This is a genomic window from Mesorhizobium sp. P2_H9 (genome assembly GCF_056403215.1).
Map to the genome: position 1 here is coordinate 309,418 of NZ_JBFUFX010000001.1, position 16,451 is coordinate 325,868.

The window sequence follows — 16,451 nt, forward strand, 5'->3', positions numbered from 1 at the left end:
CGCTAGAGCCCCAATTTGTCGATCATGTCCTGCGTGACAAGGCAGATGCCTTTTTCGGAAACGCGGAAGCGCTTGGCGTCGAGGACGGGGTCTTCGCCAACCACCAGCCCCTCCGGTATCCTTACGCCATGATCGATGACCACGCGCTTCAACTTTGCGTTCCGGCCGACATGAACGTCGGGCAGCATGACGACTTCCTCGAGCGTCGAATAGGAATTGATGCGCGCGCCGGTGAAGATCAGGCTGCGCTTCAGCGAAGCGCCCGAGACGATGCAATCGCCCGACACCAGCGAGGACACAGCCGAACCACGGCGGCCATCCTCGTCATGCACGAACTTTGCCGGCGGCTTCAATTCTGCGTATGTCCAGATCGGCCAGTCGCGGTCGTATAGATCGAGTTCCGGCGTGATGTCGGTCAAGTCGATATTGGCTTCCCAATAGGCGTCGACCGTACCGACGTCGCGCCAGTAGGCCTCGTTTTCCATCGTCGAGCGGACGCAGGATTTGGCGAAGCGGTGCGCGATCGCCTTACCGTGCTGGACGATGTAGGGGATGATGTCCTTGCCGAAGTCGCGGCTTGAGCCCGGCTCGGCCGCATCGCGGCGCAACTGCTCCATCAGGAATTTGGTTTTGAAGACGTAGATGCCCATCGAGGCCAGGGCGAATTCCGGCTTGTCGGGAATGCCCGGCGGATCGGCCGGCTTTTCGACGAAGGCGATGATGTTGTCCTTCTTGTCGACATGCATGACGCCGAAGCCGGTGGCTTCCATGCGCGGCACTTCGAGACAGCCGACGGTGACGTCGGCGCCGGCGTCGACATGCTGGCGAAGCATCAGTTCGTAGTCCATCTTGTAGATGTGGTCGCCGGCGAGGATGACCATGTATTCGGGTCCGTAGGCCTCGATGATGTCGATGTTCTGGTAGACGGCGTCGGCCGTGCCTTCATACCATTGCGTCTCCGAAACGCGCTGGCTGGCCGGCAGGATGTCAAAACTTTCGTTTCGTTCGGGCCGCAAGAAATTCCAGCCGCGCTGCAGGTGGCGGATCAGCGAATGCGCCTTGTACTGGGTGGCGACGCCGAGGCGGCGAATGCCCGAATTGAGCGCGTTGGAGAGCGCGAAATCGATGATGCGCGTCTTGCCGCCGAAATAGACCGCGGGCTTGGCGCGCCGGTCGGTCAATTCCTTGAGGCGACTGCCGCGGCCGCCGGCCAGCACATAGGCCATGGCATCGCGGGCCAGCGGCTGGGTTCGTTTCGTTTCTGCCATTTTTACCCTCCCAAATCACTCAGTCTGGAACATCGCTCAGTCCGGAACAAATTCGAGCATGATCGTCGACAGCGGCGGCAAAAGCATCGTCACCGAAATGCCTCCTCCTTGCGCCCTGGCTTCGACCACGCCGCCATTGCCCTTGCCCGAACCGCCATAGTCGGAAGCATCGGTGTTGATGATCTCGCGCCATTTGCCGGCCTGCGGCAACGGCACGCGGTAATTGTCGCGCGGCACTGGCGTAAAGTTGGAAATCACGGCGACCGGATTGCCGCCCGGTGCGCTGCGCAGCCAGGCAAAGACCGAGTTGGCGCTGTCGTCGACGATCAGCCAGGAGAAGCCCTCCGGCTCGCAGTCGCGTGCATGCAGCGCCGGACGTGAACGATAGAGATAATTGAGGTCGCGCACCGTCTGCCAGACGCCGCGGTGCAGGCGGAACTCGAGCAGGTTCCAGTCGAGCGCGCGCGCCTCGCTCCATTCACGGCGCTGGGCGAATTCCTGGCCCATGAACAAGAGCTTCTTGCCGGGGTAGCCCCACATGAAGGCGTAAAAGGCGCGCAGCGTCGCGAATTTCTGCCAGTCGTCGCCAGCCATCTTGCCGAGCAGCGTGCCCTTGCCGTGCACGACCTCGTCATGGGAGAGCGGCAGCACGAAATTCTCGGAAAAGGCGTAGGTCAGGCCGAAGGTGAGTTCGTTGTGGTGGTGCTTGCGGAAGATCGGCTCCTTGGCGAAATACTCCAGCGTGTCGTGCATGAAGCCCATGTTCCACTTGAAGCCGAACCCCAGCCCGCCTTCATGCACCGGTGCCGAAACCTTCGGCCATGAGGTCGATTCCTCGGCGATCGTCATGACGCCGGGATGATGGCCGTAGACCTCCTTGTTCATCTTCTGCAGGAAGCTGACCGCCTCGAGATTTTCGCGGCCGCCCTTTTCGTTGGGGATCCATTCGCCGGCCTTGCGCGAATAATCGAGGTAGAGCATCGACGCCACCGCATCGACGCGCAAACCATCGACATGGTATTTCTCGGCCCAGAACAGCGCGTTGTTGACGAGGAACGAGACCACCTCGCGGCGGCCGAAATTGTAGATCGCGGTGTTCCAGTCGGGATGGAAGCCCTTGCGCGGATCGGCATGCTCATAGAGCGCGGTGCCGTCGAAATTGGCCAGGCCGTGCGCGTCGACCGGGAAATGCGCCGGCACCCAGTCGAGGATGACGCCGAGGCCGGCGCGGTGGGCGCCGTCGACGAAACGGGCAAAACCGTCGGGATCGCCGAAGCGGGCCGACGGCGCGTAAAGGCCGGTTGTCTGATAACCCCATGACGGGTCATAGGGATGTTCGGAGATCGGCATGAATTCGATATGGGTGAACCCGGTGTCGACCACATAGGGGATCAGCTGGTCGGCGAGTTCGTCCCATGACAGGAAGCTTTCGTCGTCGCGCAGCTGCCACGAACCGGCATGAACCTCGTAGATCGACACCGCTTCGCGCCTGTGGTCGGCGTTGCGCCAGAAATTGCGGTGCGCCTCATCGCCCCATTCATGCGCCGGCGGCACCGCCGTCACCGAAGCGGTGGCTGGGCGTAGTTCGGACTTGAAGGCGAAGGGATCGGCCTTCAGCGGCAGCCGGACGCCATCGGGTCCGATGATCTCGTATTTGTAGGGCCGGCCGGCACCGATGTCGGGAATGAACAACTCCCAGATGCCGGTGTCGCGGCGGTCGCGCATCGTGTGACGGCGACCGTCCCACTCGTTGAAGTCGCCGACCACCGACACCCGCTTGGCATTGGGCGCCCAGACGGCGAAATGCACCCCGGACGCACCCTCATGATCGATGAGATGGGCGCCGAGCTTGTCGAACAGCCTGAGATGCGACCCTTGCGCGATGTAGTAGTCGTCGAGCGGTCCGAGCACCGGGCCGAAGGAATAGGGATCGGTCAGCCACCAGTCGGCAGTGGCATTCCTGGCGTGATAGCGCAGCGGCTGGCGTTTGCGCAGCGAGAGCTTGCCCTCGAAGAAACCGTGATCGTCACGCCTCGACAGCTCGCCGGCATTCTTGCCGGTCAGCGTATAGGCCGTGACGAACTCGGCATGCGGGACGAAACAGCGGGCGACGAAGCCCTTGCCCACCTCGTGCACACCGAGCACTGCAAACGGATCGCCGTGCGTGCCGGCAACAATCGCCGCGACATCGCTGGCTGGTGCCAGTCCGTCCGACCCGCTTGTCGTCGCGGTCGCGCGCGGCTTCCTCATCAGGCAGTGACCCTCCCTGGGTACCTAGTCTTGTTATTGTGCATGTCGTTGCGCCGACATGCACCTCTTTGTTGTTGTGCATGTCGTGACCCCAAAACCGCTGGGCACTTTTGGGCGACATGCACTGGACCACATTGTTCGTGGCCTCATGCAAGCATATCAGACGGGCACGTTCCAGATTTCTTTCGCGTATTGGCGGATCGTGCGATCGGAAGAGAACCAGCCGACGCGGGCGACATTGCGGATTGCTCTCGCGTACCAGTCGGGACTGTTGCGCCAGACGGCGTCGACCTCGCGCTGGGCTGTGGCGTAGGCGTCGAAATCGGCGGCGACCATGAACCAGTCGCTCTGATAGAGACCGTTGATCAGCTCGCGATAGCGATCGGGATCGTCAGGCGAGAAGACGCCCGACGAAACGGCCGACACCGCCTGCGCCAGTTCCGATGATGCCTCGATCACGGCGCGCGGATTGTAGCCGTTGCCGCGCCGCTCGGCGACTTCGGCGGTGGTCAGGCCGAAGATGAAGATGTTGTCGTCGCCGACGCACTCCTTGATCTCGACATTGGCACCGTCGAGCGTGCCGATGGTGAGCGCGCCGTTCAGCGCGAACTTCATGTTGCCGGTGCCCGACGCTTCCATTCCGGCGGTCGAAATCTGCTCCGACAGATCGGCTGCCGGCATCATGATTTCGGCCAGGCTGACATTGTAGTTCGGCACGAACACCACTTTCAGCAGGCCACGAACCGACGGGTCGCTGTTGATGACCTTGGCGACGTCGTTGGCGAGTTTGATGATCAGCTTGGCGTTGTGGTAGCTGGGCGCCGCCTTGCCGCCGAAGAATTTTACGCGGGGCATCCAGTCGCGCTCCGGATGCGAGCGGATCTGGTCATACAGCGCGATCGCTTCGAGGATGTTCAAAAGCTGGCGCTTGTATTCATGGATGCGCTTGATCTGGATGTCGAACAGCGCCGAAGGATCGACCTTGATGCCAAGACGGTCGGCGACGAGATTGGCCAGCCGCGCCTTGTTGGCCCGCTTGACGGCGGCGAACTTGTCGCGGAAGGCGGCGTCGCCGGCAAAGGCTTCGAGGCCCTTGATGGCGTCGATGTCATCCAGAAAGCGGTCGCCGATCGTCTCCCGGGTCAGTGCGGTGAGGCCAGGATTGCACTGGATCAGCCAGCGCCGCGGCGTGATGCCATTGGTCTTGTTGTTGATGCGGTCGGGATAGAGCTTGTGAAGGTCGGCGAACACCGTCTCCTTCATCAATTCGGTATGCAGCGCCGAGACGCCGTTGATCGAATGCGAACCGACAAAGGCCAGATTGCCCATGCGCACGCGTCGGTCGCCGTTTTCCTGGATCAGCGAGATGCGGCTGATCTGCTCGTCCGAAAACTGGTTGGAGGCTCGCGCCTCGAGCAACACCTCGGCGTTGATGGCGTAGACGATCTGCATGTGGCGCGGCAACAGCCGCTCGAACAGCGGCACCGGCCAGCTTTCCAGCGCTTCGGGCAGCAGCGTGTGGTTGGTGTAGCCGAAGGTGCGCTTGGTGACACTCCAGGCCTGGTCGAAATCCATGCCGTGGACATCCATCAAGAGCCGCATCAGTTCGGGCACGGCGATGGCCGGATGGGTGTCGTTGAGATGGATCGCCGCCTTGTCGGGCAGCGACTGCAAATCGCCATACTGGCTGAGATGGCGCTGGACGATGTCCTGCAGCGAGGCGGTGGAGAAGAAATACTCCTGCCGCAACCGCAGTTCCTGCCCGGCCTTGTGGGAATCGGCGGGGTAAAGCACGCGAGACAAGGCATCGGCCTTGTTGCTTTCGGCAAGCGCGCCGATGTGGTCGCCGGCGTTGAATTTGTCGAGCAGGATCGGGTCGATCGGCATGCCGGACCAGAGCCGCAGCGTGTTGACGCGGTTGGCCCGCCAGCCGGCCACCGGCGTGTCATAGGCGACCGCCAGAACATGCTCGGTCGGCTTCCAGACGTGACGCTCGAGCCGGCCGGTCTTCGAGGTGATCGATTCGACCGAGCCGCCAAAGCCGACCTCGAAGGAGCGTTCGCGGCGCTCGAACTCCCAAGGGTTGCCGTGGTCGAGCCAGGTCTCGGGCAGTTCCACCTGCCAACCGTCATGGATCTCCTGGCGGAACATGCCGTTGGCATAGCGAATGCCGTAGCCGTGCGCGGGAATGTCGACCGTCGCCATGCTTTCCATGAAGCAGGCGGCGAGACGGCCGAGACCGCCATTGCCAAGGGCGGCATCGGGTTCGAGCGCGGCGATGAGGTCGAGGTCGACGCCGAGCGACGACAGCGCTTCGCGCATATTGTCCATCAGCCCGAGATTGGAGAAGGCGTCGCGCATCAGGCGACCGATGAGAAATTCCAGCGACAGATAGTAGACGCGCTTTTCCTGCTGGTCGTAGGCCTCTTTCGTCGCCTGCATCCAATGATCGACGACGCGGTCGCGCACGACCTTGATCGAGGCGGTGAGCCAGTCGTACTGGGTGGCGACGGTGGTGTCCTTGCCGACCCGGTATTTAAGGGCCTTCAAGACTTCGTCAGCGAGCGTCTTGGGATCTGGGTTTTCAAGAATGGGCTTGGGGGCTTGGGATGTCATCGCGCGCGTCATGCTGCCTCTCGTGCGGTTGCCATGATCATACCGGCTTTCACCATTCCTCCCAGCCCATGCTACTGCATCTTATTATATATTCAATCGATTTAGCCGGCCACCGCTCCAACCGGCCCTGCGGCAATTTGGCAATCCGGGCCGCCAGTGCCCAGGCCGCCAGTTGCTCAGGCCGCCAGCGCCGCCTCCGGCGGAACCTTCGCCCCGGTCATGAAGGCGACGGCGTCGGACATGGTGTATTGCTTGGGATCGATGACGCACAGGCGACGGCCCAGACGGTGAATGTGGATGCGGTCCGCCACTTCGAAGACATGCGGCATGTTGTGCGAGATCAGCACGATCGGCAGGCCGCGCTTCTTGACGTCGAGGATCAGTTCGAGCACGCGGCGGCTTTCCTTGACGCCGAGGGCGGCTGTCGGCTCATCCATGATCACCACTTTTGAGCCGAAGGCGGCAGCGCGCGCCACCGCCACGCCCTGGCGTTGGCCGCCCGAGAGCGTTTCCACCGCCTGGCTGATGTTCTGGATGGTCATCAGGCCAAGTTCGGTGAGCTTGTCGCGGGCGCGCTTTTCCATCGCCGGACGGTCGAGCATGCGCAGCCAGTCACCGAGAAAACCGGGTTTGCGGATCTCGCGGCCAAGGAACATGTTGTCGGCGATCGACAGTGCCGGCGACAGCGCCAGGTTCTGATAGACGGTCTCGATGCCGGCTTCGCGGGCCTCCATCGGCGATTTGAAGGCGACTGTCTTGCCTTCGAGGCGGATCTCGCCTTCGTCGGGCACGGCCGCACCGGAAATCGCCTTGATGAGCGACGACTTGCCGGCGCCATTGTCGCCGATGACAGCAAGGATTTCGCCCGGATAGAGGTCGAAATCGGCACTGTCGAGAGCTGTGACGCGGCCATAGCGCTTGATCAGACCGCGCGCGGTGAGGATGGGTTCCTGGGTCATGGTTATGCCGAAACCTTTCTGATCCATTGGTCGATGGCAACGGCGCCGATGATCAGCATACCGGTGAGCAGCACTTTCCATTGCGGATCGGCGCCCAGCATGTTGAGGCCCATCGAGACGACGCCGACGATCATGGCGCCGAACAGCGTGCCCAGGATCGAGCCGCGCCCGCCGAACAGGGAGATGCCGCCGATCACCGTCGCGGTGATCGCCTGCAGATTGTAGTCGGTGACGGCGGCTGACGGCGAGATCGAGCCGTTGCGGCCGATGGAGACCCAGGCGGCGAAAGCGGCGATCAACCCGGCAAGGGTGTAGACCGTCATCAACACCTTTTTGGTCTGGATGCCCGACAGCTTTGCCGCCTCCTGATCATCGCCAACGGCGTAGACATGGCGGCCCCATGCGGTGTGATTGAGCACGTACCAGAGGATCATGACGAGCACGACCGTGGCAATGACGCCGAGCGTCAGTACCGCAGAGCCGATCTTGAAGCTCATGGCAAAAAGATGCAGCAGCGGCGCCTGAGCATCGACGTCGGTGTCGCGGATCGTCTCATTGGCCGAATAAATGAAGTTCGTGGCCATGACGATATTCCAGGTGCCAAGGGTCACGATGAAGGGCGGCAGCTTCATGTAGGCGACCAGCACCCCGTTGAGCAGCCCACAGGCCGCGCCAGCGGCAAGCCCGATTGGCACGGCGAGAATGGCCGGCATACCGTAGCTGACAGCGCAATTGCCCATGATCACGGCCGAAATCACCATGATCACGCCAATCGACAGATCGATGCCGGCGGTCAGGATGACCAGCGTCTGCGCGGCGCCGAGAATGCCGACAATGGCGATCTGCTGCAGGATAAGCGTCAGCGTGTAGGACGAAAAGAACCGCCCGCCGATGGTGATGCCGAAGACAATGATCGCCAGAACCAGCACGATCAGCGGCACCGCGGCCGGCGTCGAATGCAGGAAATGCTGGATGCGCTTGACGGCCGATTTGTGCTCGTCAAAAGCGGCAACGCTTGTGTCGCTGCTCGAGAGAACTTTCTCGAATTCCTGAGCTTGAGCCATGTTTCCTCCCCGTGGGGCTCAGCCGCGCGCTGAGACCCGTCCACGCCTTTCCGGTCTGCCGCCGGGATTATTCGCGTCTACAGTGACACATCGTCCACCCGAAACGGCCGGGGATCAAGCCCCCCGGCCGATCGGTTCTTTTTTGCCGGTCAGACCAGCATCAGCCCCAGCACTTGGCGAGGCCTTCCTTGGTGTCGATGGACTTCACGCCGGCGGCGGGTTTGTCGGTCACGAGGTTGACGCCGGTGTCGAAGAAGTTCTTGCCTTCGGTCGGCTTCGGCTTGGTGCCGTCCTTGGCGAAGGCGGCGATCGCCTCGATGCCGAGTGCCGCCATCTGCAGCGGATATTGTTGCGAGGTCGCACCGATAACGCCTTCGGTAACCGATTTCACGCCGGGGCAGCCGCCGTCGACCGACACGATCAGCACCTGCTTTTCAAGACCGACAGCCTTGAGCGCCTGATAGGCGCCGACAGCGGCCGGCTCGTTGATGGTGTGGATAACGGTGATTCCGGAGTCCTTCTGGAGAAGGTTCTCCATCGCCTTGCGGCCACCCTCTTCGTTGCCGTTGGTGACATCATGGCCGACAATGCGCGCATCGTCCTCGTCGCCGATCTTGTTGGGGTCCTTCACATCGATGCCATAGCCCATCATGAAGCCCTGGTCGCGCAGCACGTCGACGGTCGGCTGCGAGGGGGTCAGGTCGAGGAAGCCGATCTTGGCGTCCTTGGCCTTGTCGCCGAGCGTCGCCGCAGCCCAGGCGCCGATCAGCTTGCCGGCTTCGAGATTGTCCGTCGCGAAGGTTGCGTCGGCAGCGTCGATCGGGTCAAGCGGCGTGTCGAGCGCGATCACCAGCAGGCCGGCGTCGCGCGCCTTCTTCACCGTTGGGACGATGCCCTTGGTGTCGGACGCGGTGATCAGGATGCCCTTGGCGCCGTCGGCGATGCAGCTCTCGATTGCCGCCACCTGGCTCTCGCTGTCGCCGTCGACCTTGCCGGCGTAGGATTTGAGTTCGACGCCGAGTTCCTTGGCTTTCGCGGTCGCGCCTTCCTTCATCTTGACGAAGAAGGGGTTGGTGTCGGTCTTGGTGATCAGGCAGGCGCCGACGCCGGCTGCCGATGCGGACGACGCAAATGCCAGCAGACCCAACCCGGCAGCGGCAAACACGGTGGACTTCAACAATTTTGACTTGGTCACGATTTTCCTCCCAGTGGAACCATTCCGGATGCCGGCCAACCGGCATCCTGCAGCACATCCAACGAAGTTCTCCCAGCGTGGACGCTGTCTCCAACAGACACCAGTCCGAAACCTCTGTCAATAATTAAATCACTCTTATTTATTATTGACAGCATTGCTCCGTTCACTCATTCTGGCCCAAAAGCATTGAGGGGAAACGACGGGAGGAAACAAGGGTGGAGACCGGCATTGCGAGGCACGGTTCGCCCGAGGCGGCCGAAAGCCATCTGCATCGCGGCACCAACCAGAGCGGCATGCGCGACCACAATGAGCGGTTGGTGCTGTCGCTGGTGCGTCAGCACGGCAGTCTGGCCAAATCCGACATTGCGCGCATGACCGGGCTTTCGGCCCAGACGGTTTCGGTGATCATGCGCGAGCTCGAGGAGGACAGTCTGCTTGTCCGGCAGGCGCCGTTGCGCGGCAAGATCGGCCAACCCTCCATCCCGATGGCGCTCAATCCTGACGGCGCCTATTTTATCGGCCTCAAGATCGGCCGCCGCAGCGCCGAGCTGGTGCTGATCGATTTCCTTGGGCATGTGCGCTCGATGCTGCAGCATTCCTACCGCTACCCCGCGCCGCGCGAGACGGTGGAATTCGTCACCTCCGGCATGAAGAAAATGCGCGGCGAACTCACCCCGGCGCAGGACAAGCGCATTGCCGGACTTGGCATCGCCATGCCGTTCGAACTTTGGAACTGGGCCGATACGGCCGGCGCGCCGCGCGACATCATGGACGAATGGCGCCATCGCGACATCCGCGCCGACATCCAGTCGCAATGCGAATTTCCGGTCTATCTGCAGAACGACGCCACCTCGGCCTGCGGCGCCGAGCTGGTATTCGGCCAGGCGAGCGCGCGTGACTTCGTCTATTTCTATATCGGCGCCTTTGCCGGCGGCGGCATCGTGCTGAACGGCCGGCTTTTCGGCGGCCCGACCGGCAATGCCGGCGCGCTGGGCTCGATGCCGGTGCCTGGACCCGACGGCAAGCCGGCGCAATTGATCGACGTGGCGTCAATCGCCATGTTGGAGAAGGCGCTCAACGCCCGCGGCGTCGAAGCCTCGCATCTGTGGACCTCACCGGAGGACTGGGGCGAGATCGGTGTCGAGCTCGACGACTGGATCGTCGCTGCCGCGCAGGCGCTGGCCTATGCGATCGTTTCGGCATCATCGGTCATCGATTTCGAGGCCGCGGTGATCGATGGATGGATGCCGCTCACCGTCCGCCGCCGGCTTGTCGATGCCGTCATCGAAGCCATCGCCACGATCGACGGCGAAGGCCTGAAATTGCCAACCGTTCGCGAAGGCACCGTCGGCATTCATGCACGCGCACTGGGCGGTGCCAGCCTGCCGCTCTCCGAACGTTTCCTCATCGGCTCGACGACCATTTCCAGGAGCACCTGAATGCTGATCGGAATCCCGGCGCTGCTCGGTCCGGAGCTTCTGGCGACGTTGCGCGCCATGGGCCATGGCGACGAGATCGCCCTTGTCGACGGCAATTACCCGGCCGAAGAACAGGCAAACCGGCTCATCCGGGCCGATGGTCATCAGCTTATTCCGGTGCTTGATGCGATATTGAGCGTCTTGCCCGTCGACGACGCCGTGCCGGAAGCGCTGTTTCGCGCCTCGGTCAAAGGCAACCCCTCGCTGGCCGATCCCGTCCACCACGAGATAGAGGCGATCTGCGCCAAGCATGCGCCGGGCCGCAAGGTGGTTGCGCTGGCCGGCGCCGACTTCTATGCACGGGTCAGGTCGGCGCATGCGATTGTCGCCACCAGCGAGCCGCGCCTCTATGCCAACATCATCATCCGCAAGGGCGTGATCTATCCGCCGGGGGACAAGAAGCCATGATCCTTTGCTGCGGCGAAGCCCTGATCGACATGCTGCCGCGTACCACGACGGAGGGCGAGCCGGCCTTTGCCCCCTATGTCGGCGGCGCGGTGTTCAACACCGCCATCGCGCTTGGCCGGCTGGGCGCGCCCGCGGCGTTCTTTTCCGGCCTGTCGTCGGACCTGTTCGGCGGCCAGTTCCGGGATGCGCTGGGGGCGAGCAAGGTCAGCTCCACCTACGCACACACCTCGCCGCGGCCGACGACGCTTGCCTTCGTGCGGCTGAACAACGGCCAGGCGACCTACACCTTCTATGACGAGAACACCGCCGGCCGCATGCTGACCATCGACGACCTGCCGGAGCTTGGCCCAGAGATTGAAGCCATGCTGTTTGGCGCCATCAGCCTGATCTCGGAGCCGGCCGGAGGGGCCTATGAAGAGTTCATGAAACGCGAGCATGAGCGTCGCGTCATGATGCTCGACCCAAACATCCGGCCGAACTTCATCCCCGACAAGGCCAAGCATCTGAGGCGCATCCGCTCGATGATGGCGATGGCCGACATCGTCAAACTGTCGGACGAGGACCTGAACTGGTTCGGCGAAGCCGGGTCGCACGAAGACGTCATTCGCAACTGGCTGGATCGCGGTCCGAAGCTGATCGTCGTCACCCATGGCAGCGAAGGCGCTGTCGGCTACACCCGAGATCACGCCGTCACGGTGATGCCGGAAAAGGTCAAGGTGGTCGATACGGTCGGCGCCGGGGACACGTTCAACGCCGGCATCCTCGCCTCCTTGCATGAGCAAGGCCTGCTGTCGAAGACGGCGATTGCCGGCCTGTCGAAAGACGCCATCCACAAGGCGCTGGCGCTCGGCGCCAAGGCGGCTGCGGTGACCGTATCGCGCGCTGGCGCCAATCCGCCCTGGCGGCATGAAATCGCCTGATCCGATGACCATTTGGTCAAGAATGTGCGCTACCGGCTGATCACTTTATGTTTCGCCGGGCCGGACAAATGCGATAAAAAGGCCGGATGATGCCCGCCGAAGCCCTGATTTCCGGCATCCGGCGAGGACAGGCCGGAAATTTGGGGTAACAGACTGCGACACATAGGCAATTCGCGGTTTTGCTCCTGCGGCTTTCTCGGCCGCGCCAACTCTGGTACCAGCGGCCAATTATCTGGCTAAACCATTGAGGCCGACATGCAGTTCATCGATCTTGGCGCGCAGCGCGAACGAATCCGCGACCGGCTGAAAGCGGCGATCGACAGCGTCGTCGAGGACGGCCGCTATATTCTCGGGCCTCAGGTCACCGAATTCGAAAACAAGCTCGCCGCCTATGTCGGCACCAAGCATGTCATCGCTTGCGCCAACGGCACCGACGCGCTGCTGCTGCCGCTGTTTGCCGCCGGCATCGGCCCGGGCGACGCGGTGTTCGTGCCGAGCTTCACCTTTGCCGCCACGGCCGAAGTCGTGGCGTTGGCCAAGGCCGAGCCGGTTTTCGTCGATGTCGACCCGGCGACCTACAACATTGATATCGCCAGCCTCGAAGCGGCGATCGCCATGATCAAGAAGGAAGGCCGGCTGAAGCCGAAGGCGATCATCCCCGTCGACCTGTTCGGCCTTTCCGCCGACTACGAGGCGATCATGACCATCGCCAATCGTGAAAATCTGATGGTGATCGAGGACGCCGCCCAGTCGATGGGCGGTTCGGCCGATGGCAAGATGTGCGGCGCGTTCGGCCATGTCGGCTCGACCAGCTTCTATCCGGCCAAGCCGCTCGGCTGCTATGGTGACGGCGGCGCGATGTTCACCAATGACGACGCGCTGGCCGAACAGCTTCGTTCGTTTGCCTTCCACGGCAAGGGCGAGACGCAGTACGACAATGTCCGTGTCGGCATCAATTCACGGCTCGACACGATCCAGGCGGCGATCCTGATCGAGAAGCTGGCCATTCTCGAAGACGAGATGGTTGCCCGCCAGGTGGTGGCAAAGCGCTATACCGAAGGTCTCGGCGACATCGTCACCGCAGCCCGCAATCTGGACGGTAGCCGCTCGGCCTGGGCGCAATACGCGATCGAGACGCCGAAGCGCGACGGGCTGAAGGCGCATCTCGGCGAAAAGGGCATTCCGTCGGTGATCTACTATGTGAAGCCGCTGCACAGCCAAATCGCCTATCGCGACTATCCGCGCACGCCGACTGGCCTTGCCGTTTCGGAAGAACTGCCGAAGCGGATCCTGTGCCTGCCGATGCACCCCTATCTCAGCGAAGCCGACCAGGACCGGATCATCGAGACGATCCGCAACTATATCGGCTCGAATTCGGCGCACGTCGCGGCGGCTTAGAAGCGCCTAATCTCCCCCTTGAGGGGGAGACGGCCGGCAGGCCAGAGGGGGTCGCCGCGCGTGGAGCGCTGACCTTCATCTGTGGCAGGAAGTCGCGCCCGGTCGCACCGACCCCCTCTGTCGCCTTCGGCGACATCTCCCCCTCAAGGGGGAGATCACGCGCTCGCGTTTGCCGTCTTCCCGCTGGCGATGAAATGCGGATTGGCGAAGTCCTCGTCGTCGCTCTGCTTGCGCTTGCCGTAGGCGAGCGGCTGGCCGTCGAGCGTGCGCGTCATGCCGCCGGCGGCGCGCAGCACCGCATCACCCGCCGCGGTGTCCCATTCCATGGTGCGGCCGAAGCGCGGGTAAACGTCGGCCTCGGCGGAGGCGACAAGGCAGAATTTCAGCGACGAGCCGACCGAGACGAGCTCGGCGACGCCAAGGTCACGGATGTAAGCGTCGGTCTCAGGTGTGTTGTGCGAGCGGCTGGCGACAATGGTCAGCGGCGTTATACCGGTCCTTACGGAGACCGGCCGGCGACCGACGATCTGGTAGTCGTCACTGATTTCGAGGGCTTCCGCCCTGCCCGGCCGACCAGAAAAGAAACGTCCGGTGCAAGGCGCAAAGACGACGCCGACCTCCGGCACGCCATGGCGGATCAGCGCGATGTTGACGGTGAAATCGGTCCTGCGGTTGACGAATTCCTTGGTGCCGTCGAGCGGATCGATCAGGAAGAAGGCGCCGTCGAGATCGGGCGGCACGATGCCGGCCGACGCTTCCTCCTCGGCCACGCAAGGAATGCCGGGATATGCCGCGCGCAGACCGGCGAGAATGATCTTCTCGCTTTCGCGGTCTGCTTCGGTGACCGGCGAACTGTCCGACTTGCGGTCGACCGCACAGCCGTCGCGATAGACGCGCATGACTTCGCGTCCGGCCGCGAGCGCCAGGCGCTCGAACACGGCGAGCATCAGTTCGTCGTCAGATGCCGCCGCCGTTGTCATATTGGTCTTCAGCAATGTCGCGCTCGATCAGCCAGAGTTCCAGGGCCTCTACCATCTCCTCGGCCGATCTGCCGAGTGTCTTGAGATGAATTTCGGGTTTTTCCGGAGCTTCATAGGGTGAATCGACGCCGGTGAAATTCTTGATCTCGCCATTCAGCGCCCGCGCATACAGGCCCTTCGGATCGCGTCTGGCGCATTCCTCGAACGGCGTATCGACAAACACCTCGACGAACTCGCCGTCGGCCATCAACTCGCGCGCCATGCGCCGCTCGGCGCTGAACGGCGAAATGAAGGAAACAATGACGATCAGCCCGGCATCCGCCATCAGGCGCGCGACCTCGGCGACGCGGCGGATGTTCTCGACGCGGTCGGCGTCGGTGAAGCCGAGATCGCGATTGAGGCCATGACGGACATTGTCGCCATCCAGAATGTAGGTGTGGCGGCCGGTGGCGTAGAGCTTCTTTTCGAACAGATTGGCGATCGTTGACTTGCCGGAGCCGGAAAGCCCGGTGAACCAGAACACGGCGGGCCGTTGATGCTTCATGTCGGCGCGGACGCGCTTGTCGACATCGAGCGATTGCCAATGGATATTTTCGGCGCGGCGCAGCGAATGCAGGATCATGCCGGCGCCGACCGTGGCGTTGGTGATGCGGTCGATCAGGATGAAGGCGCCGGTGGTGCGGTTTTCGGCGAAGGTATCGAAGGCGATCGGCGCGCGCGTCGAGATGTTGCAGATGCCGACTTCGTTCATCTCCAGCGACTTGGCCGCCTCATGAGCAAAGTCGTTGACGTTGACCCGGTATTTCAGGTCGGTGACGGTGGCGCTGGTCTGGTCGGTCTCGGTGCGCAGGATGTAGGAGCGCCCCGGCAACAGCGCATGCTCGTCGAACCAGACGATGTTGGCGGCGAACTGGTCGGCGACCTGCGGCCGTGCTGCCGGCGACACCAGCATGTTGCCCCGGGAAACCTCGACCTCGTCGTCGAGGACAAGGGTGATGGCTTGGCCGGCGACTGCCTTCTGCAGGTCACCGCCATGTGCGACGATGCGCCTGACATGTGAGGATTTACCGGATTTGGCGACGACGACTTCGTCGCCCGGCGAAACCGAGCCGGACGCCACCGTGCCGGCGAAACCGCGAAAGTCGAGATTGGGGCGGTTCACATATTGCACCGGAAAGCGGAACGGCAATTCGACCGCGGCCTCGTCGACCGACACGGTTTCGAGATGTTCGATCAGCGTCGGGCCGGAATACCATTGCGTCTTGTCCGAACGGCTGGTGACGTTGTCGCCGTAACGGGCCGACATCGGGATCGGCACGATGGTCTGGAAGCCGAGTTCTTTCGAGAACTGCCCGTAATCTTCGATGATCCGTTCGAAGACCGCCTTGTCGAAGCCGACGAGGTCGAACTTGTTGATGGCCAGAACGACGTGGCGAATGCCAAGCAGCGAGGCGATGATGGAATGGCGCCGTGTCTGGCGCAGCACGCCCTGGCGGGCATCGATCAGCACGATGGCGAGATCGGCCGTCGAGGCGCCCGTCGCCATGTTGCGCGTGTACTGTTCGTGGCCGGGCGTGTCGGCGACGATGAACTTGCGCTTCGGCGTGGCGAAAAAGCGATAAGCGACATCAATGGTGATGCCTTGCTCGCGCTCAGCCTCGAGGCCGTCGACCAGCAATGCGAAATCGATGTCGTCGCCGGTGGTGCCGTGCTTGCGCGAATCGCGCTCGAGTGCGGCAAGCTGGTCCTCGAAAATCTGCTTGGTGTCCGAAAGCAGGCGGCCGATCAGCGTCGACTTGCCATCGTCGACCGAGCCGCAGGTTAGGAAGCGCAGCAGCGACTTTTTCTCCTGCGCCGCCAGATAGTCGCGGACGCCGTCGGTGGGGGCGAGGCTTTTGGCCATGATGTGGCGCAT

12 protein-coding genes are annotated in these 16,451 nt (G+C 62.7%); 4 read left to right on the plus strand and 8 right to left on the minus strand.

Annotation, left to right across the window (positions count from 1 at the left end):
* Nucleotides 1–2: 2 nt before the first annotated feature.
* From glgC to AC1DXN_RS01580, 6 genes are all read right to left on the minus strand, one after another.
* A complete protein-coding gene (glgC, locus tag AC1DXN_RS01555; protein WP_477243684.1) occupies nt 3–1,268 on the minus strand; it encodes a glucose-1-phosphate adenylyltransferase in 1,266 nt (421 codons plus the stop codon).
* A 36-nt stretch (nt 1,269–1,304) separates the two neighbouring features.
* Nucleotides 1,305–3,518, minus strand: coding sequence for a 1,4-alpha-glucan branching protein GlgB (gene glgB, locus AC1DXN_RS01560; RefSeq protein ID WP_477271948.1), 2,214 nt, complete (start codon nt 3,516–3,518; stop codon nt 1,305–1,307).
* A gap of 159 nt (nt 3,519–3,677) precedes the next feature.
* Nucleotides 3,678–6,146, minus strand: a complete 2,469-nt coding sequence (locus tag AC1DXN_RS01565) for a glycogen/starch/alpha-glucan phosphorylase (protein WP_477243680.1) — start codon at nt 6,144–6,146, stop codon at nt 3,678–3,680.
* Nucleotides 6,147–6,310: 164 nt separating this feature from the next.
* Entirely contained in the window at nt 6,311–7,093 is a 783-nt protein-coding gene (locus AC1DXN_RS01570; protein ID WP_477271946.1) for an ATP-binding cassette domain-containing protein, read from the minus strand.
* Between the two features lie 2 nt (nt 7,094–7,095).
* Nucleotides 7,096–8,157, minus strand: coding sequence for an ABC transporter permease (locus tag AC1DXN_RS01575; RefSeq protein WP_477243676.1), 1,062 nt, complete (start codon nt 8,155–8,157; stop codon nt 7,096–7,098).
* 160 nt (nt 8,158–8,317) lie between these two features.
* On the minus strand, nt 8,318–9,322 hold the full coding sequence (locus tag AC1DXN_RS01580) for a substrate-binding domain-containing protein (RefSeq protein WP_477244028.1): 1,005 nt from the start codon (nt 9,320–9,322) through the stop codon (nt 8,318–8,320).
* Nucleotides 9,323–9,567: 245 nt separating this feature from the next.
* Between AC1DXN_RS01580 and AC1DXN_RS01585 the strand changes: the two genes are divergently transcribed.
* From AC1DXN_RS01585 to AC1DXN_RS01600, 4 genes are all read left to right on the plus strand, one after another.
* Nucleotides 9,568–10,791, plus strand: coding sequence for an ROK family transcriptional regulator (locus AC1DXN_RS01585; protein WP_477271944.1), 1,224 nt, complete (start codon nt 9,568–9,570; stop codon nt 10,789–10,791).
* Complete coding sequence (locus tag AC1DXN_RS01590; protein ID WP_477271943.1) at nt 10,792–11,238, plus strand: RbsD/FucU family protein; 447 nt, start codon at nt 10,792–10,794, stop codon at nt 11,236–11,238.
* Nucleotides 11,235–12,158, plus strand: coding sequence for a carbohydrate kinase family protein (locus AC1DXN_RS01595; protein ID WP_477271941.1), 924 nt, complete (start codon nt 11,235–11,237; stop codon nt 12,156–12,158). The genes AC1DXN_RS01590 and AC1DXN_RS01595 overlap by 4 nt, the downstream gene beginning before the upstream one ends.
* A 255-nt stretch (nt 12,159–12,413) precedes the next feature.
* Complete coding sequence (locus AC1DXN_RS01600; RefSeq protein ID WP_477271939.1) at nt 12,414–13,556, plus strand: DegT/DnrJ/EryC1/StrS family aminotransferase; 1,143 nt, start codon at nt 12,414–12,416, stop codon at nt 13,554–13,556.
* 155 nt (nt 13,557–13,711) lie between these two features.
* On the opposite strand, the gene cysQ is transcribed toward AC1DXN_RS01600, so the two are convergent.
* Together cysQ and cysN are read right to left on the minus strand one after the other, a co-directional pair.
* Nucleotides 13,712–14,503 carry a 3'(2'),5'-bisphosphate nucleotidase CysQ gene (cysQ, locus tag AC1DXN_RS01605; RefSeq protein WP_477272429.1) on the minus strand — a complete coding sequence of 264 codons (792 nt, stop codon included), beginning with the start codon at nt 14,501–14,503 and terminating at the stop codon, nt 13,712–13,714.
* Nucleotides 14,504–14,513: 10 nt separating this feature from the next.
* A complete protein-coding gene (cysN, locus tag AC1DXN_RS01610) occupies nt 14,514–16,451 on the minus strand; it encodes a sulfate adenylyltransferase subunit CysN (protein WP_477271937.1) in 1,938 nt (645 codons plus the stop codon).

What these genes read in the sequence shown, in the direction of transcription:
- glgC (WP_477243684.1), bottom strand. Translation starts at nt 1,268, where the DNA reads ATGGCAGAAACGAAACGAACCCAGCCGCTGGCCCGCGATGCCATGGCC.
- glgB (WP_477271948.1), bottom strand. Translation starts at nt 3,518, where the DNA reads ATGAGGAAGCCGCGCGCGACCGCGACGACAAGCGGGTCGGACGGACTG.
- AC1DXN_RS01565 (WP_477243680.1), bottom strand. Translation starts at nt 6,146, where the DNA reads ATGACGCGCGCGATGACATCCCAAGCCCCCAAGCCCATTCTTGAAAAC.
- AC1DXN_RS01570 (WP_477271946.1), bottom strand. Translation starts at nt 7,093, where the DNA reads ATGACCCAGGAACCCATCCTCACCGCGCGCGGTCTGATCAAGCGCTAT.
- AC1DXN_RS01575 (WP_477243676.1), bottom strand. Translation starts at nt 8,157, where the DNA reads ATGGCTCAAGCTCAGGAATTCGAGAAAGTTCTCTCGAGCAGCGACACA.
- AC1DXN_RS01590 (WP_477271943.1), top strand. Translation starts at nt 10,792, where the DNA reads ATGCTGATCGGAATCCCGGCGCTGCTCGGTCCGGAGCTTCTGGCGACG.
- AC1DXN_RS01595 (WP_477271941.1), top strand. Translation starts at nt 11,235, where the DNA reads ATGATCCTTTGCTGCGGCGAAGCCCTGATCGACATGCTGCCGCGTACC.
- AC1DXN_RS01600 (WP_477271939.1), top strand. Translation starts at nt 12,414, where the DNA reads ATGCAGTTCATCGATCTTGGCGCGCAGCGCGAACGAATCCGCGACCGG.
- cysQ (WP_477272429.1), bottom strand. Translation starts at nt 14,503, where the DNA reads ATGCTCGCCGTGTTCGAGCGCCTGGCGCTCGCGGCCGGACGCGAAGTC.
- cysN (WP_477271937.1), bottom strand. Translation starts at nt 16,451, where the DNA reads ATGCGCCACATCATGGCCAAAAGCCTCGCCCCCACCGACGGCGTCCGC.